At 71.9% G+C, this 23,585-nt stretch carries 18 protein-coding genes, 1 rRNA gene and 1 pseudogene; 5 read left to right on the top strand and 15 right to left on the bottom strand.

The annotated features are described in order from the left end of the window. The 5 genes and pseudogenes from ORI94_RS10345 to ORI94_RS10325 form a co-directional block, all read right to left on the bottom strand. Positions 1 to 107 (bottom strand): 16S ribosomal RNA (locus ORI94_RS10345); the annotation flags it as partial. Between the two features lie 508 nt (positions 108 to 615). Beyond that, complete coding sequence (locus ORI94_RS10340) at positions 616 to 2,301, bottom strand: ribonuclease J (RefSeq protein ID WP_266074137.1); 1,686 nt, start codon at positions 2,299 to 2,301, stop codon at positions 616 to 618. Positions 2,302 to 2,462: 161 nt separating this feature from the next. Beyond that, positions 2,463 to 3,362: a 4-hydroxy-tetrahydrodipicolinate synthase gene (gene dapA, locus ORI94_RS10335; protein WP_266074136.1), complete on the bottom strand. Its 900-nt coding sequence runs from the start codon at positions 3,360 to 3,362 to the stop codon at positions 2,463 to 2,465. Positions 3,363 to 3,580: 218 nt separating this feature from the next. Then, positions 3,581 to 4,684, bottom strand: coding sequence for an FAD-dependent thymidylate synthase (gene thyX, locus ORI94_RS10330; protein WP_266074154.1), 1,104 nt, complete (start codon positions 4,682 to 4,684; stop codon positions 3,581 to 3,583). A 105-nt stretch (positions 4,685 to 4,789) separates the two neighbouring features. Further along, positions 4,790 to 5,092: pseudogene (locus ORI94_RS10325) on the bottom strand (FAD-dependent thymidylate synthase); the annotation flags it as partial. Between the two features lie 179 nt (positions 5,093 to 5,271). Here ORI94_RS10325 and ORI94_RS10320 point away from each other — a divergent pair. Next, on the top strand, positions 5,272 to 5,511 hold the full coding sequence (locus ORI94_RS10320) for a hypothetical protein (protein WP_266074135.1): 240 nt from the start codon (positions 5,272 to 5,274) through the stop codon (positions 5,509 to 5,511). A 136-nt stretch (positions 5,512 to 5,647) separates the two neighbouring features. Further along, positions 5,648 to 6,202, top strand: coding sequence for a hypothetical protein (locus tag ORI94_RS10315; protein WP_266074134.1), 555 nt, complete (start codon positions 5,648 to 5,650; stop codon positions 6,200 to 6,202). Between the two features lie 94 nt (positions 6,203 to 6,296). On the opposite strand, the gene ORI94_RS10310 is transcribed toward ORI94_RS10315, so the two are convergent. The 5 genes from ORI94_RS10310 to rpsO form a co-directional block, all read right to left on the bottom strand. Next, positions 6,297 to 6,740: a hypothetical protein gene (locus ORI94_RS10310; RefSeq protein ID WP_266074133.1), complete on the bottom strand. Its 444-nt coding sequence runs from the start codon at positions 6,738 to 6,740 to the stop codon at positions 6,297 to 6,299. 15 nt (positions 6,741 to 6,755) lie between these two features. Beyond that, on the bottom strand, positions 6,756 to 7,508 hold the full coding sequence (dapB, locus tag ORI94_RS10305) for a 4-hydroxy-tetrahydrodipicolinate reductase (RefSeq protein ID WP_266074132.1): 753 nt from the start codon (positions 7,506 to 7,508) through the stop codon (positions 6,756 to 6,758). Positions 7,509 to 7,561: 53 nt separating this feature from the next. Next, positions 7,562 to 8,941 carry a M16 family metallopeptidase gene (locus ORI94_RS10300; RefSeq protein WP_266074131.1) on the bottom strand — a complete coding sequence of 460 codons (1,380 nt, stop codon included), beginning with the start codon at positions 8,939 to 8,941 and terminating at the stop codon, positions 7,562 to 7,564. Then, positions 8,938 to 11,151: a polyribonucleotide nucleotidyltransferase gene (locus ORI94_RS10295; protein WP_266074130.1), complete on the bottom strand. Its 2,214-nt coding sequence runs from the start codon at positions 11,149 to 11,151 to the stop codon at positions 8,938 to 8,940. The genes ORI94_RS10300 and ORI94_RS10295 overlap by 4 nt, the downstream gene beginning before the upstream one ends. A gap of 375 nt (positions 11,152 to 11,526) precedes the next feature. Further along, positions 11,527 to 11,814, bottom strand: a complete 288-nt coding sequence (gene rpsO, locus ORI94_RS10290) for a 30S ribosomal protein S15 (RefSeq protein ID WP_042168273.1) — start codon at positions 11,812 to 11,814, stop codon at positions 11,527 to 11,529. Between the two features lie 290 nt (positions 11,815 to 12,104). Between rpsO and ORI94_RS10285 the strand changes: the two genes are divergently transcribed. The 3 genes from ORI94_RS10285 (at position 12,105) to ORI94_RS10275 (ending at position 16,673) form a co-directional block, all read left to right on the top strand. Then, complete coding sequence (locus tag ORI94_RS10285; protein ID WP_266074129.1) at positions 12,105 to 12,422, top strand: DUF397 domain-containing protein; 318 nt, start codon at positions 12,105 to 12,107, stop codon at positions 12,420 to 12,422. A gap of 380 nt (positions 12,423 to 12,802) precedes the next feature. After that, positions 12,803 to 16,174 (top strand): SCO5717 family growth-regulating ATPase, encoded by a 3,372-nt coding sequence (locus ORI94_RS10280; RefSeq protein ID WP_266074128.1) that lies wholly within the window; start codon positions 12,803 to 12,805, stop codon positions 16,172 to 16,174. A gap of 247 nt (positions 16,175 to 16,421) precedes the next feature. Continuing rightward, positions 16,422 to 16,673, top strand: coding sequence for a hypothetical protein (locus ORI94_RS10275; protein ID WP_266074127.1), 252 nt, complete (start codon positions 16,422 to 16,424; stop codon positions 16,671 to 16,673). 49 nt (positions 16,674 to 16,722) lie between these two features. On the opposite strand, the gene ORI94_RS10270 is transcribed toward ORI94_RS10275, so the two are convergent. The 5 genes from ORI94_RS10270 to ORI94_RS10250 all read right to left on the bottom strand — a co-directional run bounded on the left by ORI94_RS10270 (position 16,723) and on the right by ORI94_RS10250 (position 23,402). Continuing rightward, positions 16,723 to 17,676, bottom strand: a complete 954-nt coding sequence (locus ORI94_RS10270; RefSeq protein WP_266074126.1) for a bifunctional riboflavin kinase/FAD synthetase — start codon at positions 17,674 to 17,676, stop codon at positions 16,723 to 16,725. A 141-nt stretch (positions 17,677 to 17,817) separates the two neighbouring features. Then, positions 17,818 to 21,384 carry a serine protease gene (locus ORI94_RS10265; RefSeq protein ID WP_266074125.1) on the bottom strand — a complete coding sequence of 1,189 codons (3,567 nt, stop codon included), beginning with the start codon at positions 21,382 to 21,384 and terminating at the stop codon, positions 17,818 to 17,820. Between the two features lie 290 nt (positions 21,385 to 21,674). Next, positions 21,675 to 22,580 carry a tRNA pseudouridine(55) synthase TruB gene (gene truB / locus ORI94_RS10260; RefSeq protein WP_266074124.1) on the bottom strand — a complete coding sequence of 302 codons (906 nt, stop codon included), beginning with the start codon at positions 22,578 to 22,580 and terminating at the stop codon, positions 21,675 to 21,677. Then, positions 22,577 to 23,044, bottom strand: coding sequence for a 30S ribosome-binding factor RbfA (rbfA, locus tag ORI94_RS10255; protein WP_266074123.1), 468 nt, complete (start codon positions 23,042 to 23,044; stop codon positions 22,577 to 22,579). The genes truB and rbfA overlap by 4 nt, the downstream gene beginning before the upstream one ends. A gap of 64 nt (positions 23,045 to 23,108) precedes the next feature. Continuing rightward, positions 23,109 to 23,402: a DUF503 domain-containing protein gene (locus ORI94_RS10250; protein WP_266074153.1), complete on the bottom strand. Its 294-nt coding sequence runs from the start codon at positions 23,400 to 23,402 to the stop codon at positions 23,109 to 23,111. Between the last annotated feature and the right edge of the window lie 183 nt (positions 23,403 to 23,585).

Genomic DNA, 23,585 nt, shown 5'->3' with positions numbered 1-23,585 from the left:
CTCACCCGTTCGCCACTAATCCCCACCGAAGTGGTTCATCGTTCGACTTGCATGTGTTAAGCACGCCGCCAGCGTTCGTCCTGAGCCAGGATCAAACTCTCCGTGAATGTTTTCCCGTGATCGGGAATGACACGCACGAGAGCGGAACGGTCGGGCGGAATGAGCCCGGCCGTTCACAGCGTCCTCGCTGTGTTTGTTTCAAAGGAACCTCGTCCCGGCCGAACGACCGGAGACGGGGTATCAACATATCTGGCGTTGATTTTTGGCACGCTGTTGAGTTCTCAAGGAACGGACGCTTCCTTTGTACTCACCCTCTCGGGCTTTCCTCCGGGCGCTTCCCTTCGGTCTTGCGTTTCCGACTCTATCAGATCTTTCCGATCCGATGTCCTCGGGGTTTCGCCTTCCGGGTTTCCGCTTTCGCGTTTCCCTTTCCGGCGACTCCGACTTTATCAGAGGTTCTGAGTCGGATTTCCCGCCCCTCCGGGGACTGGATCCGATGCTCGAAGCGGTCGGGTTCCCGGTCGGGGGAGCTGCAAACGTACTGGAGCGGGGCGCCCCGATGCAAATCGGGGTGCCCCGCTCCCAGTTGTGGTGTACGGACTGTCCTACGGGTCGTCAGACCTCCACGACCACGGGCAGGATCATCGGCCGGCGCCGGTAGGTGTCGGAGACCCACTTGCCCAGCGTGCGGCGAACGAGCTGCTGCATCTGGTGCGGTTCGACGACGCCGTCCTGAGCGGATCTTTCCAGGACCTCTGTGATCTTCGGCAGCACGGCGCTGAAGGCGGAGTCCTCGATCCCGGAGCCGCGCGCCTGGATGTGCGGACCACCGGTGATCTTTCCGGTGGACGAGTCGAGCACCACGAAGACCGAGATGATGCCCTCGTCACCGAGGATCTTGCGGTCCTTCAGGGCCGGCTCGCGGACATCACCGACGGAGAGCCCGTCGACGTAGACGTACCCGGCCTGGACCTTGCCGGCGATCTTCGCCCTGCCGTCGACCAGGTCGACGACGACTCCGTCCTCGGCGATGACGATGCTGTCGTGCGGGACACCGGTCAGGGCGCCCAGTTCGGCGTTGGCCCGGAGGTGGCGCCACTCTCCGTGCACCGGCATCAGGTTCCGCGGGCGGCAGATGTTGTAGAAGTACAGCAGTTCGCCCGCGGAGGCGTGGCCCGAGACGTGCACCTTTGCGTTGCCCTTGTGGACGACGTTGGCGCCCCAGCGGGTCAGGCCGTTGATGACGCGGTAGACCGCGTTCTCGTTGCCGGGGATGAGCGACGAAGCGAGGATCACCGTGTCGCCCTGGACGATGCGGATCTGGTGGTCGCGGTTGGCCATCCGGGACAGGGCGGCCATGGGTTCGCCCTGTGAGCCCGTGCACACCAGGACCACTTCGCTGTCCGGCAGGTCGTCCAGTGTCTTCACGTCGACGACCAGGCCCGGCGGCACCCTGAGGTAGCCGAGATCCCGGGCGATGCCCATGTTGCGGACCATGGAACGGCCGACGAAGGCGACCCGGCGGCCGTACTCGTGCGCCGCGTCCAGGATCTGCTGGATGCGGTGGACGTGGCTGGCGAAGCTCGCCACGATGATCCGCTTGCGGGCGCCGGCGAAGACCTGGCGCAGGGCGTTGGAGATGTCGCGCTCCGGCGGGACGAAGCCCGGGACCTCGGCGTTCGTCGAGTCGGACAGGAGGAGGTCGATGCCTTCCTCGCTGAGCCGGGCGAACGCGTGGAGGTCGGTGAGGCGGTTGTCCAGCGGGAGTTGGTCCATTTTGAAGTCGCCGGTGTGGACCGCCATGCCCGCGGGCGTACGGATGGCCACGGCGAGGGCGTCGGGGATCGAGTGGTTGACCGCGACGAACTCGCAGTCGAACGGTCCGATGCGCTCGCGGTGTCCCTCCGCCACCTCCAGGGTGTACGGACGGATGCGGTGCTCCTGGAGCTTGGCCTCGATGAGGGCGAGGGTCAGCTTGGAGCCGATCAGCGGGATGTCCGGCTTCTCGCGGAGCAGGAAGGGGACACCGCCGATGTGGTCCTCGTGGCCATGGGTGAGGACGATGCCCTCGATGTCGTCGAGGCGGTTCCGGATGGACGAGAAGTCCGGAAGGATCAGGTCGATCCCGGGCTGCTCGTCCTCGGGGAAGAGCACACCGCAGTCGACGATGAGCAGGCGGCCTCCGTACTCGAAGACCGTCATGTTGCGGCCGATCTCGCCGAGACCGCCGAGCGGGGTGACGCGCAGGCCGTTCGCGGGGAGCGTCGGCGGCGGGCCGAGTTCAGGATGCGGATGGCTCAAAAGACTCTCCTCACCACGCACGCCACGTCCCGGTGGGGCACGTGGCGTGCGTGACGTTCGTGCGGAAGCAGTTGTCGTGGTGGTGGTGCGCGGGCACCGGTGGCCCGCCGCTTATTCAGTTGTGGAGTCAGGTTGCGCGAGCAGTCGCGCGAAGTCCGTTGTCAGAGCTGTACCCCGCCGGCGGCAAGGTCGATCTTGAGCTGCTCGATCTCTTCCGGCGTGCACGCGGCCATGGGGGCGCGCAGGGGGCCGGCGGGCAGGCCCTGCAGAGCGAGCGCCGCCTTGGCGGTCATCACGCCCTGGGTGCGGAACATCCCCGTGTAGACGGGAAGCAGCCTCTGGTGGATCTCGGTGGCCTTCTGGACGTCCCCCGAGGTGTAAGCCTCGACCAGGGCGCGCAGTTCGGGCGTGACGAGGTGGCCGACGACCGAGACGAAGCCGACGGCTCCCACGGAGAGCAGCGGCAGGTTCAGCATGTCGTCACCGGAGTACCAGGCGAGGCGCGAGCGGGCGATGGCCCAGCTGGCGCGGCCGAGGTCGCCCTTGGCGTCCTTGTTGGCGACGATCCGCGGGTGCTCGGCCAGCCGGACGAGCGTCTCCGTGTTGATCGGGACACCGCTGCGGCCGGGGATGTCGTAGAGCATGACCGGCAGCCCGGTGGTGTCGGCGATGGCCGTGAAGTGCTGGTACAGGCCTTCCTGCGGAGGCTTGTTGTAGTACGGGGTGACGACCAGCAGGCCGTGTGCGCCGGTGCGCTCCGCGGTGCGGGCCAGCTCGATGCTGTGGCGGGTGTCGTTGGTGCCGACCCCGGCCACCACGTGCGCGCGGTCCCCGACCGCCTCCAGGACCGCCCGTACGAGGTCCGCTTTCTCCACGTTGCTGGTGGTGGGGGACTCGCCGGTGGTGCCGTTGACGATCAGGCCGTCGTTGCCTGCGTCCACCAGGTGGGTGGCGAGCCGCTGGGCGCCGTCGAGGTCGAGTGCGCCGTCCGCCGTGAAAGGCGTGACCATGGCGGTGAGGACCCTCCCGAAGGGGGTCTGCGGAGTGGAGGTCGGAGCCATGGGTTACACGCTACTCGCTGCTCGGGGCAGGGTCTGCCCTCGGGGGAGGCGACAAGTGGGGGCAAAGGGGGAGCCCGGCACTGCCTGCTCGGGGGTTCAGGCAGTGCCGGGCCCGTTCGATCAGGCTAGATGAACTACGGCAAATACCGCAATCCGGACATCTCGAAAGGTTGACCGTACGTATGTGCCCGGCCCGGGTTGAGGGCCCGTGCCCGGGACTACGGGGCCACGCGCCCGTTGGCGTTGAAGGCGGCGTGGGTGAGCGGCATGAGCCGGGCCCATTCGGCCTCCATCTTCTCGCCGACCATCTCGATCTCCCGCTGCGGGAAGGAGGGCACCTTCGCCAGTTCGTGCTGGGTGCGCAGGCCGAGGAAGTGCATCAGCGAGCGGGCGTTGCACGTGGCGTACATCGAGGAAAAGAGACCGACCGGGAGGGTGGCGCGGGCGACCTCGCGGGCGACGCCGGCCGCCAGCATCTCCTGGTACGCGGCATACGACTGCCGGTAGGACTCCTCCATGGCGTCGGTGACAGCTTTGTACTGCTCGGGGGTGCCGTCGACGAACTCGTACTTGCCGGGGCGGCCCTGCTGGACCAGCTTGCGGTCCTCGCCGGGGACGTAGAAGACCGGCTGGAGCTCGCGGTAGCGCCCGGACTCCTCGTTGTACGAATTGTGTACGACAAAGCCGTCCGCGATGAAGTTGTGGTGCGGCGGCGGCATGGAGATGTCGTAGGTCATCTCCTCCCCGTCGGGGGCGACGGAGACGACGTCCTCCCAGCACACACCGTTCTGGAGGGCACGGCGGCGCGCTCCGACCGGCACGCCTTCGCCGTTGGTCTTCCGCTGGTGGCACGACTTGCAGGCCGGTCGCAGGTTCGAGACGTCGAGCGACTTGGCCAGGTCGGTGTCCACGGGGACGACGTGGTCCAGCTCCAGGTCCTTCGCCTCGAACTTCTCCTCGCAGAGGTAGCAGAGGTCCATGGGCGCGATGAGATCGGCTCGCTGCTCGGTGGTCCAGAGCTGGATCCCCTCACGCAGGCGCTTCGGGATTCCCGCCCGCTCGCCGACTCCCACCCGGCCCAGACGCCCGACCTGGTCGCCGACGCGCAGGTCGCCGGCGCGGACCCAGCCTCCCGGCGTCCACACACGGTGGTCCGCGGTACAACGCAGGACCTTGCCATGGGTTGTCGAGACCTTGAGGATCGGCTTCACGCCGGACTCGAAGACGTCGGTCATGCGCGCCTTCTCCGCCAGTCCGGTCTCCAGGTCGATGGTGTCGGCCAAGAGGTTCTGACAGGACTTCAGTCTGCGCGTGCGCCCCATCGAGTCGGGCACACCGATCTTCCAGTCCCGATGGATGTCCGCGATGCGCTTGGTCCTGCCGTTCTTGCTGGTGCCGACGCGGATCCTGGCATCACCCGGCAGGCACCAGCCGACCCGGTGGCGCATGAACTCGCGGAACACGAAGATCGGGGCGCTGACGAGGAACGTCAGGGAGTTGTGCTCGAACGGGCTGCCGTGCCGGTCCCGCATCAGGTAGTTGATCAGACCCTTGGACCGCTCCGGGTCCTTCTCCAGTTCCCCGATGGACTGCTCGCCCAGGGTCGATACGCGGGCGGCGAACAGGACATCCGAGTCCGAGGCGCTGGACTTCACCAGCTCGACGGTGACGTCACTCCGCAAGGTGACGTCATCGGGCGTTGACGGTCGGGGATCGTCGGCGGAGGTCAAGAGGGTCCTTCCGGTCACATCACGGCTGCAGTTCGGCGACCACTCTACGGGGCACCCGTCACGGCGGGAGAAGGACCGTGCCGCGACGCGTTTTCCCCATCTGGGCACCTTCTTCCGGTGCCGCTCGTTTGTGTCGGTGAGAGTGATTCGTTCGATTTTCGAGGGGAGAAGCACCACTGATGTTCGGTCGACGGGAATCCGTGCAGTTCGCCTTCCTTGCCCCCACCGACGGGTTCCGCAGCAATGTCACGCCCCCGCCCCGCGAGCGGGCTTCCGCCGGGGAGCTGGCGGGGCGCTGGCTGCTGGGGGTCTGCATCGTCGCCGGGCTGGTGGGCTCCCTCGTGGTCGGGATGCCCGCGTTGTCCACGGACCGGCCGGCCACGGGGGCCGAGCAGTCAGAGGCCTCCGACAGGCACTGACCGGACACGGACGGGCGCCGACCCGCACGGAGGACGGGCGGCCGGCCCCCACCGGGCCCCCAAGGTGGTGAGGGGCGCCACAGATCGGTAGCCTCACCGGGCACTGCCCACGCATGGATCGAGTGAGGACCCAGCCGTGCCCCTGCCCTTCCTGACGGCCGACCGTGCCTTCGAGACGGCTGACGATGTCGCGTTGCCGTACCACGACCGTGACCGCTGGCGGCGCCCGTACCGGCCGGGTCCGTGGCGGGTGGGAGCGGCGGCGCTCCTGCTGCTGCTCTCCTCGTTCGTGCTGTTCTCAGCAGTGGTCATCGCGGCCACGGCATCGCTGTCGTCGGCCGGCGTGGTCTTCGGGGTCGCACTGGTCGCCGTCGCCGCCGCCCTGCGGTTGCTGCGCATGGGCACGTGGGTGAGTGCCCACGGGCTGCGGCAGGTGGGTCCGCTCACCACCCGTACGACGCCGTGGGACCAGGTCGTCGCGGTGCGCACGGTGCAGCAGCCGGTGCGCTGGCTGGGGCTGCCGCGGACGGTGCAGGGGCAGGCGCTGCTGCTCGTCCGGCGGGGGCGGTCGGCGGAGCCCCTGCCACCGCTGCTGACCTCGCACAACGCCGACTTCCTGGGACGCGAGGCGGCCTTCGACCGGGCGGCCGACTCGGTGGAGGTCTGGGCCGACGAGTACCGGCGGGACTGAGCGGGACCGAACCGTCGCGCACCCGACGAGCCGGGCCCGGTCCGCACACGCGGGCCGGGCCCGGCTCGTTCTCGTCCTGCCGGGTCGCCCTGCGTCAGGGGGCCGTCCGGCGCAGGGCGATCGCGCGTTGCATCGCCTTGCGGGCGCGCGGGGTGTCCCGGGCGTCGTGGTAGGCGACGGCGAGCCGGAACCAACTGCGCCAGTCGTCGGGGGCGTCCTCCGTCTCGGCCTTGCGCCGGGCGAAGACCTCGTCGGCCGAGTCGCGGTCGACACGGCCGCTGGGCAGGCGTTCGAGCTCGTCCACGGGCAGTCCGCCCTGGGCGTCGAGCTCGGCGGCGAGCCGGTTGGCGTCGCGGACGAACTCGGTGTTCTTCCACAGGAACCACACGCCGATGGCCGGCAGGATGAGCACTGCCACGCCGAAGGCGACGGTGAGGGGTGTTCCGGCCTGGACGAGGAGCACACCGCGGCTGCCGACCAGGACGAAGTAGACGACCAGGACGGCTGCCGTGATGGCGTAGGAGATCTTCGCGCGCATGGATTCGGCTCGGGCTCAGTTCAGGTCGAGGAAGTGTTCCAGGCCGAAGGTCAGGCCGGGGGTGGTCACCACACGGCGGACGCCGAGCAGGATGCCCGGCATGAAGCTGCTGTGGTGCAGGGAGTCGTGGCGGACGGTGAGGGTCTCGCCCTCGGCGCCGAACAGGACCTCCTGGTGGGCCAGCAGGCCACGCAGCCTGACGGCGTGCACCGGGACGCCGTCCACGTCGGCGCCGCGGGCCCCCTCCAGGGCGGTGACCGTGGCGTCCGGGGCGGGGGCGCTGCCGGCCTCGCGGCGGGCCTCGGCGATGAGCTGGGCGGTGCGGGTGGCGGTGCCACTGGGAGCGTCCGCCTTGTGGGGGTGGTGTAGTTCGACGACCTCGACGGACTCGAAGTGGGGGGCGGCGATCTGCGCGAACTTCATGGTCAGCACGGCGCCGATGGAGAAGTTCGGTGCGATGAGCACGCCCGTCTCCGGCGACTGGTCGAGCAGGCCCTTCAACTGTGCGAGGCGGTCGTCGGTCCAGCCGGTGGTGCCGACGACCGCGTGGATGCCGTGGCGCACGCAGAAGTCGAGGTTGCCCATGACCGAGGCGGGGGTGGTCAGTTCGACGGCGGCCTGGGCACCGGCCTCGGCAAGGGTCTCCAGCCGGTCGCCCCGGCCGAGCGCGGCCACCAGTTCCATGTCGTCGGCGGCCTCGACGGCCCGTACCGCCTCGGAGCCGATGCGGCCCTTGGCGCCGAGGACCGCCACACGCAGCTTGCTCATCTTCCTTGCTTCCTTACCGGAGAGGTCGAAACCGTGGGCTCTGGGCCGGCCGGTCAGGCGACCGTGTCGTGCAGCCGGGCCGCCTGCTTGTCCTTGAGCGGGCCGATGACCGACAGCGAGGGCCGTTGTCCCAGGACCTCGCGGGCGACCGTGCGGACATCGTCCATGGTGACCGAGGCTGTCCGGGCCAGCATGTCGTCGACCGACATCTGCTCGCCCCAGCACAGTTCGCTCTTGCCGATACGGTTCATCAGAGCGCCGGTGTCCTCCAGACCGAGGACGGTGGATCCCTGGAGCTGGCCGATGGCACGCCGTATCTCGTCGTCGGGCAGGCCGTGCTCGGCGACCTGGTCGAGTTCGTCGCGGCAGATCTTCAGCACGTCGTGCACCTGGGACGGCCTGCAACCGGCGTACACGCCGAAGAGGCCGCAGTCGGCGAAGCCCGAGGTGTACGAGTAGACGCTGTAGGCCAGGCCGCGCTTCTCCCGGACCTCCTGGAACAGGCGGGAGGACATGCCGCCGCCGAGGGCGGTGTTGAGCACACCGAGGGCCCACCGGCGCTCGTCGGTGCGGGAGAGGCCCGGCATGCCCAGGAGGATGTGCGCCTGCTCGGTCCTCCGGTCGACCACCTCGACGCGGCCCGCGGTGCGCAGGGTGCGCCGGCCGCCGCGCGGGGCGATCGGCCGGGCGTCCGGGTCCTTGAGGGCGCCGGCCGCCTCGAAGGCGGCCTGGACCTGGCGCACGACGTCGTCGTGGTCGATGTTGCCGGCGCAGGCGACCACGAGGTGGGTCGGGTCGTAGTGCTTCTTGTAGAAGCGGCGGATGCGGTCGGCGGTGAGGGCGTTGACCGTGTCGACCGTGCCGAGTACGGGGCGGCCCAGCGGGTTGTCGCCGAACATGGTGTGCGCGAACAGGTCGTGCACGCCGTCGCCGGGGTCGTCCTCGGTCATCGCGATCTCTTCGAGGATCGCGCCGCGCTCGACGTCGACGTCCTCCTCGAGGATGCGGGAGCCGGTCAGCATGTCGCAGACCACGTCGATGGCGAGCGGCAGGTCGGTGTCGAGCACGCGTGCGTAGTAGCACGTGTACTCCTTGGCCGTGAACGCGTTCATCTCGCCGCCGACGGCGTCGATGGCGGCGGAGATGTCCAGGGCGGACCTGCGGTGCGTGCCCTTGAAGAGCAGGTGCTCCAGGTAGTGGGTGGCGCCGTTCAGCGCGGGGGTCTCGTCGCGGGAGCCGACGTGCGCCCAGATGCCGAAGGTCGCCGAGCGGACCGAGGGCAGGGTCTCGGTGACGACGCGCAGCCCTCCGGGGAGGGTGGTCCTGCGGACGGTACCGGTGCCGTTCTCGCCCTGGATGAGGGTTTGGGTACGGGCGACGGCCCGCGCCTCCTGAAAGGTGCGGGCCGTCGCCTTGGAGCCGTGGGACGTCACTGGTCGGTGTCGGCCTTCTTGTCGTCGTCCTCGCCCTCGATCACGGGGATGAGGGAGAGCTTGCCGCGGGAGTCGATCTCGGCGATCTCGACCTGGACCTTGGCGCCCACGCCGAGCACGTCCTCGACGTTCTCCACGCGCTTGCCGCCGGCGAGCTTGCGGATCTGCGAGATGTGCAGCAGTCCGTCCTTGCCGGGCATCAGGGAGACGAACGCACCGAAGGTGGTCGTCTTCACGACGGTGCCCAGGTAGCGCTCGCCGACCTCCGGCATGGTCGGGTTGGCGATGCTGTTGATCGTGGCGCGGGCGGCCTCGGCCTGCGAACCCTGGGCGGCACCGATGTAGATGGTGCCGTCGTCCTCGATCGTGATGTCGGCGCCGGTGTCCTCCTGGATCTGGTTGATCATCTTGCCCTTGGGGCCGATGACCTCACCGATCTTGTCCACGGGGATCTTCACGGTGATGATCCGCGGCGCGTTCGGGGACATCTCGTCCGGGGTGTCGATCGCTTCCATCATCACGTCGAGGATGTGGAGGCGGGCGTCACGGGCCTGCTTGAGGGCGGCGGCCAGGACGGAGGCGGGGATGCCGTCCAGCTTGGTGTCGAGCTGGAGGGCGGTCACGAACTCCTTGGTGCCGGCGACCTTGAAGTCCATGTCGCCGAAGGCGTCCTCCGCACCGAGGATGTCGGTGAGGGCGACGTAGTGCGTCTCGCCGTTGATCTCCTGGGAGATCAGACCCATGGCGATACCGGCGACGGGGGCCTTGAGCGGCACACCGGCGTTCAGCAGCGACATGGTGGAGGCGCAGACCGAGCCCATGGACGTCGAGCCGTTGGAGCCAAGGGCCTCGGACACCTGACGGATCGCGTAGGGGAACTCCTCGCGGGTCGGGAGCACCGGCACGATGGCGCGCTCGGCGAGGGCGCCGTGGCCGATCTCGCGGCGCTTGGGGGAGCCCACGCGGCCGGTCTCGCCGACGGAGTACGGCGGGAAGTTGTAGTTGTGCATGTAGCGCTTGCGGGTCACCGGGGAGAGGGTGTCCAGCTGCTGCTCCATGCGGAGCATGTTGAGGGTGGTGACGCCCAGGATCTGGGTCTCGCCACGCTCGAACAGCGCGGAGCCGTGCACCCGCGGGATGGCCTCGACCTCGGCGGCCAGGGTGCGGATGTCGGTGACACCGCGGCCGTCGATGCGCTTCTTCTCCTTGATGACGCGCTCACGGACCAGGGACTTGGTCAGCGCGCGGTACGCGGCGGAGATCTCCTTCTCGCGGCCCTCGAACTCCGGCAGGAGCTTCTCGGCGGCGAGCTGCTTGACGCGGTCCAGCTCGGCCTCGCGCTCCTGCTTGCCGGCGATGGTGAGTGCCTGGGCGAGCTCGGGGCGGACGGCGGCGGTCAGCGCCTCCAGGACGTCGTCCTGGTGGTCCAGGAAGATCGGGAACTCGCCGGTAGGCTTGGCGGCCTTCGCGGCGAGGTCGGCCTGGGCCTTGCAGAGGACCTTGATGAAGGGCTTCGCGGCCTCGAGACCGGCGGCGACGACCTCCTCCGTGGGGGCCTCGGCACCGCCCTCGACCAGCTTGACGGTCTGGTCGGTGGCCTCGGCCTCGACCATCATGATCGCGACGTCGCCGTCCTCCAGGACGCGGCCCGCGACCACCATGTCGAAGACGGCGTCCTCGAGCTCGGTGTGCGTCGGGAAGGCGACCCACTGACCGCGGATCAGCGCGACGCGGACGCCGCCGATCGGCCCGGAGAAGGGCAGACCGGCCAGCTGCGTGGACGCGGAGGCGGCGTTGATCGCCACGACGTCGTACAGGTGGTCGGGGTTGAGCGCCATGATCGTGGCGACGACCTGGATCTCGTTGCGCAGGCCCTTCTTGAAGGACGGGCGCAGCGGGCGGTCGATGAGGCGGCAGGTGAGGATCGCGTCCTCGGAGGGCCGGCCCTCCCGGCGGAAGAAGGAGCCGGGGATCTTGCCGGCCGCGTACATCCGCTCCTCGACGTCCACCGTGAGGGGGAAGAAGTCGAGCTGGTCCTTGGGGTTCTTCGAGGCCGAGGTGGCCGACAGCACCATGGTGTCGTCGTCCAGGTAGGCCACGGCGGAGCCGGCGGCCTGCCGGGCCAGGCGGCCCGTCTCGAAGCGGATGGTGCGGGTGCCGAAGGAGCCGTTGTCGATGACGGCTTCGGCGTAGTGGGTCTCGTTCTCCACCAGTGGGTTCTCCGTTACTTGTCGTCTTTCGTCCCGCCTCGCCCGTGTGGCGGGGGGACGGGGTGGAGAAGCGCGCCGTCTGGTGCGGGCCGGTCTTCGATCGAAGCTCCCGGGTTCCTTCACCCGGGGGCCACTACCGAGGACCGGCGGCGGCGAGGTGCGCTTCCCCCGTACATCGGGACGTCCGGGGACGTCGGGGTGGTGCCGGCGACGACCGCGACCTGGTGCGGTACCGGTCGTCACAGCGAGTCGGTGTTCTTGTTCCCGCGTTGTGCTACCACATTACAAAGACGTGGTGACACTCCGCACGTACAGGCGCGTACAGCAAAGGGAGCGGTCCCCTTTCCTCAGGGGAACCGCTCCCGTCACGGCGTCTTACTTGGCGCCCGCCGCACCACGGCGGATGCCGAGGCGGTCGACCAGCGCGCGGAAGCGCTGGATGTCCTTCTTGGCGAGGTACTGCAGCAGTCGGCGGCGCTGACCGACCAGGATGAGCAGACCACGACGGGAGTGGTGGTCGTGCTTGTGGGTCTTGAGGTGCTCCGTCAGGTCGGAGATCCGACGGGACAGGAGAGCGACCTGGACCTCGGGGGAGCCGGTGTCACCTTCCTTGGTGCGGAAGTCGGCGATGATCTGGTTCTTCGTAGCGGCGTCGAGCGACACGCGTACTCCTCATGGTCTGTGACTGGCCACCGAGCGCCCCCGGTCTTCACCTCGGGAGATCTTCCATGACTCGGAAGGCGGGATCCGCAGGGCGCGGCCTTCGGGGCTGGGCTCCGAGGGTGCGTACACATACGGCCGTCAGCCAGGGTACCAGCCGGGGGCGGGCCTCTTTACCACGGTTCGTGGAACCGCCCAGGTGGGACGCGGGGTGCCACTAATGTGAGCGCTCGTACCAGTCCATCGGGTCAGTCCATCGGACCAGTCATACGTCGGGAAGGGGTCGCTGCGACATGGCGGAGACGGCTGAGGAGATCAAGGCGCGCAAGGAGCGGGAGAAGGACGAGCTCTACGGCCTCGACATCTCCGGCGTCGAGTGGCACAGCGCGCCGGGTACCGAGGAGCACGAGGAGCGGGTCGAGATCGCCTATCTGCCCGGGGGTGCGGTGGCCATGCGGTCGTCCCTCGACCCGGACACGGTGCTGCGGTACACGGAGGCGGAGTGGCACGCGTTCGTGCTCGGCGCGCGGGACGGCGAGTTCGACCTGGAGCCGGCGCCGGGGGCCGGCGAGGCGGGCACCGGCGGGACGGTGGCCGGGACCGCCGAGTAGTCCGGGACTCCGAGCAGCCCGAGCACCTCGGGGCCGGTCCGGTGCTCCGGACCGGCCCCGAGGGGGTGACCGCCCATGGTTCTTCCTCCATGGGCGGTTTCTTTCCTTTGTGCAGTGAATGTGTACGCCCCTTGACAGCGACGGGTGTTGTGGGTGGCACTGACTGAGGGTGGGCAGGGCTGACGGGGTCGGGCCGCCCGTGATTAGGCTGGTACCCGACGCGACGCCAGAACCCGCGAACCGGGTACCGGCGTCACAGGCCCGGGGGAGGCCGGTTCGGACGATGTCGTCCTCATGCAGGGCCAGTCCGGACCACTGCAGGTGGTCGCCCCCGGCACAGCGCGACGGCACAAGGGTGCTCGACCAGACCAGGAGGAACTGTGGGCAGCGATCGGGACGGGATCCGCGGGGGCTGGGCGACACCCGGCGATGACCAGCCCGATGCGGAGTCCGCCGTCGAGGCGACGGGCGAGTTCACCATCGACTACGCGCCGCCGGCCTGGTACACGCAGAACGCTTCGGGGAGTTCGGAGCCCAGGCCGGGGTCGGGGCAGGCGGGGCCGGGGGCAGGGCAGGCGGGGCCGGGGGCCGATGTCTCGTCTTCTTCCTTTTCCCCGGGGCCTGTTCCGCCGTTGCCCGGGTTGACTCCGCCGCCGCACGCGGTCGGTGCTTCGGGGCCTTCGCCCCTTCCTCCGGCACCGGCACCGGGAACGCCTTTCGCCCCGCCCGCGCCCGCTCCCGCACCGGGCGCTCCTTTTACTCCGCCCGCTCCCGCACCGGGGACCCCTTTTACTCCGCCCGCTCCCGCGCCGGGGACGCCTTTCACGCCGCCCGCTCCGCCGTCCGGGGGGCCCGGCGGCGTACCGCGGCTTCCGGCGGACAGCGGGTTCGAGCCGACGCCGGGACCGTCGCCGATGCCCACGCCGGAGCCGGGCTCCCTTTCGCCTGCGGCTGTGCCGGATCTCTCGGTCAGTGGGTTCGACCGGGACTCCGGTGGCGGTGGCCTGGAGAGCGGTGCCACCCTCCGCTTCTCCGCCGCCGCGCTGAAGCAGGAGATCCAGGACCGTGAGGCCGAGGCCGCCGCCGGGCCCGCCGGATCCGAGGCGGACGCGGAACCGGACACCCGGCAGGAGCCCGCCGACGACCAGGAGCCGGCCGACGACGGTGAGCGCGACGGCGAGGGCGCCGGAGACACGGGCGGGCCCAAGGAGGACGTCGAGGACGACGACGACGACACCGACATCGCCGACGCCTCCGAGCCGTCCGGGGAGGTCGCTGACGCCGACGAGCGCGACGTGAGCGACGTCTTCGACGAGCACGAGGCGGAGGCGAAGCCCGAGGGACCCGGGGCGGAGACCACGGCCGAGGCGCCCGCGCCTGAGTCGGAGCCCGAGGACGCGGTGCCTCCGACGACCGTTCCGGTGGTTGCCGGGCCCGAGGACGCGAAACCGGTGGACGACGAGCCGGTGGGCGAACCGGCGGACGACGCGGTGCGCTCCGCGTCCGGCGCCCTCGGCGGGCCCGAGGACTTCGTGCCTGCCGCGTCCGGCACCCCGGCCCCGGAGGTCTGGACCCCTCCGGCACCGCCGGTCGTGCCGCCCCCGTCGTACCCCGCCGCGCCGGCGCCGGCCAGCCAGTGGCCGGCGCAGCAGCAGCCACAGCAGTCGCCGCAGGTTCCCGCGGCGCCCCCCGCACCGGTCACCCCGGAACCGGCGCAGCCGGCAGACGTGGACGCGGGCGTGCCTGCCCAGCAGCGGCAGCCCTCGTTCCAGCCGCAGGCACCGCAGCCCGCGCCCGCCGCCTGGAACGCGCCGGACGGACCGACGCCGCCGCACCAGGCACCCGCCCCGCCCGCGCACCAGCCTCCGTTCCAGCCGCAGCCGCAGCCGCAGCCGCCGGGGCAACAGGCCGTTCCGCCGGCCGGATACGGCTTCCCCCAGCCGGGCGCTGCCCTCCCCGGCCCTCAGGCCGGTTACGGCTTCCCGCCCGTCGGCCCCGCCCCTTCCTCCCCGACTCCCCCGGCCCGACCGGGCGGTTACGGCTTCCCGCAGCGGCCGTCGGCACCGCAGGAGCACCCGCAGCGGCCCGTGCCCCCGCAGGCTCAGCCCCAGCAACCCGGCGTGCCCCCGCAAGCTCAGCCGCAGCAACCACAGGCCGCCCAGCAGGGGTTCCCCCTCCAGCAGCCCCCTGCCCCGCAGCCCTCGCAGGCCGCTGCTCAGCCCCAGCACACCCCGCCCCAGCCCCCGCAGGCCGGCCGGCCGCCGCAGCCGCCCGTCGATCCGCGTGCCGGGGCCGCCTGGCCGCAGCCCATCCAGCACGACCACCGGCAGCCGACCAACCCCGGTGCCGCGCCGCTCGGTTACACCGCGGCCGTGGAACTCTCGTCGGACCGGCTGCTCAACAGCCGGAAGCAGAAGGCCAAGAGCAGCCGTTCCGCGGCGGGCGGGTCGCGGTTCAAGCTCGGCGGCAAGAAGGAGGAGGCCGAGCGGCAGCGGAAGCTGGAGCTGATCCGTACTCCGGTGCTGTCCTGCTACCGGATCGCCGTGATCAGCCTCAAGGGCGGCGTCGGCAAGACGACCACGACCACCGCGCTCGGGGCCACCCTCGCCAGCGAGCGGCAGGACAAGATCCTCGCGATCGACGCCAACCCCGACGCCGGGACACTCGGGCGGCGGGTGCGGCGGGAGACCGGGGCCACCATCCGTGACCTGGTGCAGGCGATCCCGCATCTCCACTCGTACATGGACATCCGGCGGTTCACCTCGCAGGCACCCTCCGGTCTGGAGATCATCGCCAACGACGTGGACCCCGCCGTCTCGACGACGTTCAACGACGAGGACTACCGGCGGGCGATCGACGTCCTGGGCAGGCAGTACCCGATCATCCTCACGGACTCCGGTACGGGCCTGCTCTACAGCGCCATGCGCGGGGTACTGGACCTGGCCGACCAGCTCATCATCATCTCGACGCCGTCCGTGGACGGTGCGAGCAGCGCCAGTACGACGCTGGACTGGCTGTCGGCCCATGGGTACGCGGATCTGGTGTCGCGGTCGCTCACGGTCATCTCGGGGGTGCGGGAGACCGGCAAGATGATCAAGGTCGACGACATCGTGTCGCACTTCCAGACGCGGTGCCGCGGCGTGATCGTCGTACCGTTCGACGAGCATCTGGCCGCCGGCGCGGAGGTCGACCTGGACATGATGCGGCCGAAGGTGCGGGAGTCGTACTTCCACCTCGCGTCGATGGTGGCCGAGGACTTCGTCCGGCACCAGCAGTCGCACGGCCTGTGGACCTCCGACGGCAACCCGCCGCCGGTCGCCGCCCCGCCGCTGCCGGGCCAGTACGCCCCTGGCCAGTACGCCCCTGGCCAGTACGCCCCTGGCCAGTACGCCCCTGGCCAGCCCCACGCCGGTCAGCAGGAACCGCACCCCCACCACTCCCGCCACCCCCACCAGCCGCCGCAACACCCCCACCAGCCACAGCCCGGCCAGCCGTACGCCCCGCCCCCGGGGCAGCCCCACCCCCAGCCGGGTCATGGTCAGCCTCCGGCGCAGCCCGGCCAGGGGTATCCGCAGGCCGCTCCGGGCCGGCCGTACCCCCAGCCGCCCGGTTACGGCTATCCCCAGCCGCCCGGTTACGGCTATCCCCAGCCGCCCGGTTACGGCTATCCGCAGCCGGAAGGACCGGATCAGCACGGCCGGCCCGGCGGCGGGCAGACTCCGCCTCCGCAGGCGCCGCCTCCGCAGCAGTAGCTGCCGCGCATGTCACCAGACCGGTCCCTTCCGAGGGGCCGGTCCTGTTGTCGGCCCGCACCGTTCGTCCGTGGTGCGGGCCGTCCCCGTCTCCAGGTCGCAGCGCGGCGCCGGGGCCGGCCGCCCCGCTGGTGGCCGGCCCCGGCACGGACACCGTGACGGGGACGCTCAGGGCAGTCCGCCGGAGCGGCCGAGCGCCGGTTCTCCCCTCGGGACCGACAGACCCGGGCGCGATCTGCTCGGTCTGGTGATCGGGGACGCGCGGGTGTCGCTGCCCGTGGGGGCTGCTCGCCGCCGGACCGCGGTGCTCCCGCTCGGCGGGCAGGCGGGCAGGCGGGCAGGCGGGCAGGCGGGCCGCGCGGGCGTCGCGGGCGTCGCGGACGCGTGCCGGGTCAGGGATCCGATCCGGGCCCCGGAGATCCTCGACGGCGGAGGAGGAGAGGGTGACGGCGGGGACGTGGTCGGCCCAGTGGCCTGCCACTGGGCGCACGCACGCTGAGCGGGGCCCGCTCCGGTCGGGTCGGGTCGCCCGGGACCCGCGTGCCCGCCTACGGCCTCTCGGCGGCTGCCACCAGTCCCTTGCAGCGCCTGACGTCCGCGGCCATCTGCTCCATCAGCGCCTCGAGCGAGTCGAACTTCGCCTGGCCGCGGACGAAGGCGAGGAAGTCGACGGCGACGTGGAGGCCGTAGAGGTCCAGGTCGACGCGGTCGATGGCGTACGCCTCGACCGTGCGCTCGGTGCCGTCGAACTGGGGGTTGGTGCCGACGGAGATCGCCGCCGGCATGGCCTCCCCCTGGGCGTGCAACCAGCCCGCGTAGACGCCGTCGGCGGGGATCGCACTGTGCGGGAGTGTCTCGACGTTGGCCGTGGGGAAGCCCAGTTCACGGCCGCGCCGGGCTCCGCTGACGACCACGCCCTCCACCCGGTGCGGGCGGCCCAGGATCTCGGCGGCGCCCTCGACCTCGCCCTCGGTGATCAGGCGGCGGGTGAGCGTGGAGGAGAAGGGCTCGCCGCCGCCCGCCTCGCCGCTGACGTACAGATCCACGACCTCGACCTCGAAGTCGTAGACCTTGCCCTGTTCGGCGAGGAAGTCCACGGTGCCCGCGGCCCGGTGGCCGAAACGGAAGTTGGGGCCCTCGACGACCGCCTTGGCGTGCAGCTTGTCGACCAGGACCTTCACGACGAACTCGGCCGGCGACAGCTTCGAGAACTCCGTGGTGAAGGGGAGGATCAGGACCGCGTCCACTCCCAGCTCGGCCATGAGTTCGGCACGGCGGTGGTGCGGGGCGATCAGCGGCGGGTGGCTGCCGGGGCGGACGACCTCGCTGGGGTGCGGGTCGAAGGTGACGACGACCGCGGGGACGCCCAGCTGCCGCGCGCGGTCCACGGCATGCCTGATGATCAGCTGGTGCCCGCGGTGGACCCCGTCGTAGGAACCGATGGTGACGACGCTGCGCCCCCAGTCCTGGGGGATGTCCTCCAAGCCACGCCAGCGCTGCACTGCCTGCTCCTTGTCGAAACCTCGTCGGGCCGAGTCCGTGGACTTCTCCTGCGCAGGTCTAAGGGTGCCATGCCGACCGTGGTCGGCTCGCATCGGTGTCGGCGCTCCGGTGCTGTGACGCTGTGCACCGCCCACCGCGGCTCAGGCGGGGACGCCCACTGCCGCCCGGGTCTCGATCATCCGCCGGGTGCCGGGGCCGACCAGGTGCGCCCATTCCTGGGGCGCGTCCGCCAGCCAGTGGGCCAGGGCGGCGGCGAAGCCCGGAACGTGCCGCCCCAGGTCGGCCAGGACGTGGTCGAAGCGGGCGGCGCCGTCGGGGGTGCGCAGGAGGAGCAGCCCGGTGTGGTGGACGAGCTCGCGTGCGGGGTCGCCGGTGTGGCGGGGGCCCTCGGTGTGGCGGGCGGCGGTGCCCAGTACCGCGGCCAGTACGTCGGGGTCGTCGTCGCGGGTGAGGAGCGGGTCCAGCAGTGCGCGGCGCAGGGGGCGCGAGGCGGGGGTGCCGGGCTCGGCGAGGGCACCGGCGAGGGCGGCCCGCAACCGCTGCGGACCGGTGTCCAGCAGACCGGCGAGCAGGGGCAGGAGCACGTCGCGGTCGGCCGGCTCCTGGTCCAGGCGCCGGTCCGCGTACGCGGCCAGCTGTCCCGCGAGGTCCGGGCGCCGCTCCACTGCCGCACTCACCAGCGCGGCGACGCGGAGGGCCGGGCCGGGCGTGTCGGCACCGGCGTCCGCGGGGGCGGCCGCACGGGTGTTCGCTTCAGTGGAAACGGGCTCACCGGCGGGAGTGCCCGGTGTTCCGCCCGCGTCCGCCCGGGCGAGCCTCACGCGGAAGGCGTCGAGGACGGCCTCCGGATGGGTGGCGAGGGCACCGGCCAGCGCGCCCGGCGGGACGTACGGGTCACCGGCCGCGAAGTGCTCCAGGGCCCGCGCGAGGTGGCGGTCCCTGGTGCTCGGGTCCTGGACGAGCAGGGCGAGCGCGCCACCGTCGAGCGTGCGGTCGCCGGTGCGTACGAGCAGGGTGAGGGCCGCGTACCGCAGCAGGGTGCGGTCCGCCTCGCCACGGACGTGCGGTGCCGCCAGCAGCCCGTACGTCACCGCCGCCTCGCGGCGGGCGGGGCGCTCGTCGCGGGCCCAGCGGTCGACGGCCCGGCACACCACCGGGGGATTCTCCTCGGCGAGCGCACGGAGCAGTTGTCCGGCCCGCCGGTGCGGGCTGTCGGCGAGCGCCTCGGTCAGGGCGTCCGGAGCGCGGTGCCGGTGGGTGTGCAGCAGTGCTTGTGCCGCTGTCGCGACCGTCGCGTGCGGGGTGGCGGGCAGCGGCCGTTCGTCCTCGAACCACCGGACGAGGTGCGGGAGCACGGCGACGGGGTCGGCGCCGAACAGACGGGAGGCGGCGTCCAGGAAGCGCGGGCCGGTCTCGTACGGGGGCCCGTCGGCGTGGACGAGCCCGCGCAGCAGCTCGAAGCCGGTCTCCAGGGGCAGGGGGAGAGCGGTCCAGAAGGCCGGGCCCAGTTCGCCCGGCACCGGCCGGTGCTGCTGCCGCCAGGCCACGATCCGGTCGGCCAGCAGCCGCAGCACCCCGGTGCAGGGCGTGGCGTCGGGCACGCGCGCGAGGGTTTCGGTGAGCAGCCGGGCGGCCCACCAGGAGCCGGTGTCGGTGTCGAGGGCGTGCACCAGGTCGGTGAGCCGGGAGGCGAGTGGGCCGGTGCCCTGCCGGCGGGCGAGCAGCAGCATGGCCTGCACGACGGGGCCGACGCGGTGGTGCGGAACGGGCACGGGGTCGGGGCCACGAGAGGCGCCGAGGTTCTCGTGGACCAGGGTGCGCAGGGCACCGTCCAGGTCCAGGTGGGTGCCCTGGAGCCAGTCGGCGAGCTCCTCATGGGCGAAGCGGTAGCCGGTCCCGGCGGGGACGAGGAGGCCCTCGGCGAGTACGGCGGAGGCCCAGCCGGTGCCGCCACCCAGAGCGGCCGGGGCGGGCCCCCAGGGGAACACCGCCTCGAACGCCGCCCGGTCCAGCTCGCCCTGACCGGGGCCGAGGCTGCGGCGGGCGGCCTCGTGCACCTGCCCGGAGACCCTGGCGGCCAGCCGGCGTACGGCAGTGCCGCGCAGCCCGCTCCCGGCGGCGAGGCGTACGGCCACGCGCAGGCACATCAGGTCCAGGTGGGCGGAGAGGACGTCGTGACGGTCCGCGCGGGCGTCCGGCGCGTCCGGGGCGTCGGCGAGGGCGGCCCGGACCTCCGCGAGCAGCCGGAGCGTCAGCGGGTGCCGGGTGTCGGCCGGGGAGCCCTCCGGGATGCCGTAGCGGGCCCGTGCCTCGATGGCCTCGTCGGCGGTCAGGTCGCCGAGCCGCACGCACGCGGGAAGGCCCTCGGCGGCGGGCCCGCCCGGGGGCCCGCCCTGGTGCCGGTGCAGCAGCTCCGCCGGGAGAAACGCGCCCGCGCTCTCCCAGTACTCCGCGCGGCACCCCACCACCAGACGCGCCCCGGTCCGCCGCAGCCACCGTGCCGTTCCGTCGGTCCACTCGGCGAGGCGGCCGGCCAGGACGGGCGGCATCTCCTCGGGGCCGTCGAGCAGGAGCAGCAGAGGGCGGCCGGCGTCGCGGGCCAGGTCGGCGAGGCGCGCCGGGCCGAAGTCGCCGGGGCCTTCGGGACCGGCCGGGAACGGGGTGCGGGATGCGACGACGATGCGGGCGGCCCGGTCGAGCGCCCGCCGGGCCGCGTCGGCGACGGAGAGGTCGTCCTCCCGCAGATCGGCGCCGCGCAGCCACAGCGTGGGACCGCCGGTGCGGTGACGGCGGGCGGCGAGCGCCGCGAGCTCCGTCGTACGGCCGCTGCCGGGCGGTCCGACAAGGCCGAGGACCGCGGCCGGACCGTGCTCGAACGCGGTGAACTCGGCGGTGGTGGCCGCTCGTTCCACCGGAACGACGTCTCCGGGGCCGAGGGCGCCCGACGGGCCGTCCTGCCCGACCGAGGTGGCGGTGAGTTCCAGCACGCCGGCGAGGTTGAGGTCGGTGCCGTAGGCCGGGACCGTCGCCGCGTTCTCGGCGAGCAGTGCGGCGAGGGGGCCCGGTGCGGGGCGGAGCGGCACGGCGAAGCCGCCGTCGCGGCCGCCCGCGTGGAGCGCGGTGCCGAGGACGCCGAGGACGGCGCCGGTGACGGCGTCGAGCACCGGGCCGCCGGCCGCTCCGCCGCCGGTGCGCAGCGCGTCGCGGCCGGTGGTGCCGATGGCCAGCTCCAGCGCGTCGTCGAGGGTGTGGCAGCGCCCGGTGGCGGTGTACGTCACGGTGGTCGCGCCGAGTACGCGTGCCTCGCGCCAGCATCCGGCGGCGATCCGCACATAGGCGCCGCTGTCGACGCGGTCCCGCACGGTGACGGGCAGCGGGTCGACGCCGAGCCCCTCGGCACGCAGGAGCGCGAGGCCGAGCCCGGGCAGCGGCGTGACGGCGTCGGCGCCCACGACGCGGCGGCGGTCGCCGGGGGCGCGCAGGACGAGGCCGGGGAGGCCGTCGACGGCCTCGTGGCTGGTGATCAGCGTGCCGCGGTGGTCGGCGGGGAAGGCGAGACCGCGCGGGCGGCCGGCGAGGTCCTGGACGCGGACGAGGACGTCGGCGGGCGACGGTTCCCGCCGCGCCGGAGAGGCCCGGTCCGGACCCTGGCCGGCCGGGTCGTGGAGAGGGCCCCGCTCATGACGGGACGGATCGCGCGACGTCATCGTCGAACCTTCATGCCGAACCTTCGTGCCGTGCTGTCGACTGCCTCGGCCTCGACGGTAGGGCCGGATGATCAGCGAAACAGCACCCTCGGCAAACGCGCCCCCTTCCACTCCCCCGTTCACTCCGAGCGCCTGCACTTACGGGTGAACGTGCGGCCCCGGATGGACACTCTGGAGGTGGGGGAACCGAGCGGGGGCGGGGCGGCGGGGGGGGGGGGGGGCCCGCGGGGGGGGGGGGCCCCCCCCCCCCCCCCCCCCCCCCCCCCCCCCCCCCCCCCCGGCCCCACCCGTCAGCCGAAGACCGCCAGGCTCTTGGCCTTGCCCCGGTGTTCCTCGACGAGGGCGAGGAAGGTGCCCTCGGGGTCGAAGACGGCGACCGGGCCGACGCCCGCGTACTCCTCGGGCATCTCCAGGCGCACGCCGTTGGTGAGCAGCCGGGCGCGCCGGACGTCGACGTCCCAGCGGGGGAAGGCCGCCGCTGCGGCCTCGGCGATCGGCAGCACGGTCAGTTCCTGCTGGAGCTGGTCGAGAGTGCGGGCCGTGTCCAGCTTGTACGGGCCCACGCGGGTCCTGCGCAACACCGTGAGGTGACCGCCGACGCCCAGGCCGGCGCCCAGGTCGCGGGCGAGGGCGCGGATGTAGGTACCGGAGGAGCAGACGACGGAGACGACCAGGTCGAGCACCGGCGTGCCGTCCTCGGCGACGGCCGGGCGGACGTCGTGAACGGTGAACGAGGAGACGGTGACCGGCCGGGCCGGGATGTCGAACTCCTCGCCCTCACGGGCCCGCTTGTAGGAGCGCACGCCGTCGATCTTGATGGCGCTGACCTTGGACGGCACCTGCATGATGGCGCCGGTCAGCTCGGCCACCCCGGCGTCGACGGCCTCGCGGGTGACCTCGGAGGCGTCCGTGGACGAGGTGATCCCGCCCTCGGCATCGTCCGTGAGGGTGTTCTGCCCGAGCCGGATGGTGCCCAGGTACTCCTTCTCGGTCAGCGCGAGGTGACCGAGGAGCTTGGTGGCCCGCTCGATGCCGAGGACGAGGACACCCGTCGCCATCGGGTCGAGGGTGCCGGCGTGGCCGACGCGGCGGGTCCGGGCGATGCCGCGCATCTTGGCGACCACGTCGTGCGAAGTGAAGCCCGACGGCTTGTCGACGATGACAAGGCCGTCGGGCGTGGTGTGCTTCTGGGTCATTCGGCGGTGTCGTCCGTCCCGGTGTCCGCAGGGTCCTCGGGGTCCTCGGGCTTGCGGTACGGGTCGGCCCCGCCCGCGTACGCGGCTCCCGCGGACGCCTCGCGCACCTTGGCATCGGACTGACGTGCCCTGTCGAGGAGGTCCTCGATGTTGCGCGCGGTGTCCGGGAGCGCGTCCATGACGAACTCCAGGGTCGGTGTGAACTTCACACCCGCCGCCCGGCCCACCTCGGAGCGCAGGACACCCTTGGCGCTCTCCAGGCCCGCCGCGGCGGCCTTGCGCTCCTCGTCGTCCCCGTACACCGTGTAGAAGACGGTCGCCTCCCGCAGGTCACCCGTGACCCGGGTGTCCGTGATGGTGACGTGCGTGCCGAGCCGCGGGTCCTTGATCCCGCGCTGCAGCTTCTGGGCCACCACCTCTCGGATGAGGTCCGCCAGCCTTTTCGCCCGCGCGTTGTCGGCCACTGGTCCGTCTCCCGTTCTTTCCTGTCCGCGTTGTCAAAGCCCCGCGTTCCCGGGGCTGGATTCGTCAGTCGTCCTCGCCGTGGAAGCGCCGCCTGACGGACAGCAGCTCCACCTCGGGGCGCCCGGCGACCAGCCGCTCGCACCGGTCCAGTACGTCGGTCAGGTGCGCCGCGTCGCCGGACACCACCGCCAGGCCGACGACGGCCCTGCGGTGAAGATCCATGTGATCCACCTCGGCCACGCTCACCGCGTACTTCCGCTGGAGCTCGGCGACGATCGGGCGGACGACGGAGCGCTTCTCCTTCAGCGACCTGACGTCGCCGAGGAGGAGGTCGAAGGACAGCGTCCCCACATACATGCACAACCGGTTCACCCGCCGGTACGGGATCGGTACCCCCGCCGTCCGTGGTGGACGGGGACATCAGAACCGTACATCGAAGGGGCGTGCCGATCGACGGGTATTACGCTCCGCCGACCGGCCCGCCGGCCCCGGACGCACGAGCCGGCCGGCGGGACAGGGGTCCCGCCGGCCGGCCCACAC

The organism is Streptomyces sp. NEAU-W12 (genome assembly GCF_026242095.1).
In the GTDB taxonomy this organism is placed as follows: domain Bacteria; phylum Actinomycetota; class Actinomycetes; order Streptomycetales; family Streptomycetaceae; genus Streptomyces.
This window is presented reverse-complemented; position numbering and strand designations above follow the sequence as displayed.

Bases quoted from the DNA above. Each gene is read 5' to 3' on its own strand.
- ORI94_RS10265 (WP_266074125.1), bottom strand. From the start codon at position 21,384: ATGACGTCGCGCGATCCGTCCCGTCATGAGCGGGGCCCTCTCCACGAC.
- truB (WP_266074124.1), bottom strand. From the start codon at position 22,580: ATGACCCAGAAGCACACCACGCCCGACGGCCTTGTCATCGTCGACAAG.
- ORI94_RS10320 (WP_266074135.1), top strand. From the start codon at position 5,272: ATGTTCGGTCGACGGGAATCCGTGCAGTTCGCCTTCCTTGCCCCCACC.
- thyX (WP_266074154.1), bottom strand. From the start codon at position 4,684: ATGGGGCGCACGCGCAGACTGAAGTCCTGTCAGAACCTCTTGGCCGAC.
- dapB (WP_266074132.1), bottom strand. From the start codon at position 7,508: ATGAGCAAGCTGCGTGTGGCGGTCCTCGGCGCCAAGGGCCGCATCGGC.
- ORI94_RS10310 (WP_266074133.1), bottom strand. From the start codon at position 6,740: ATGCGCGCGAAGATCTCCTACGCCATCACGGCAGCCGTCCTGGTCGTC.
- dapA (WP_266074136.1), bottom strand. From the start codon at position 3,362: ATGGCTCCGACCTCCACTCCGCAGACCCCCTTCGGGAGGGTCCTCACC.
- ORI94_RS10285 (WP_266074129.1), top strand. From the start codon at position 12,105: ATGGCGGAGACGGCTGAGGAGATCAAGGCGCGCAAGGAGCGGGAGAAG.
- ORI94_RS10250 (WP_266074153.1), bottom strand. From the start codon at position 23,402: ATGTATGTGGGGACGCTGTCCTTCGACCTCCTCCTCGGCGACGTCAGG.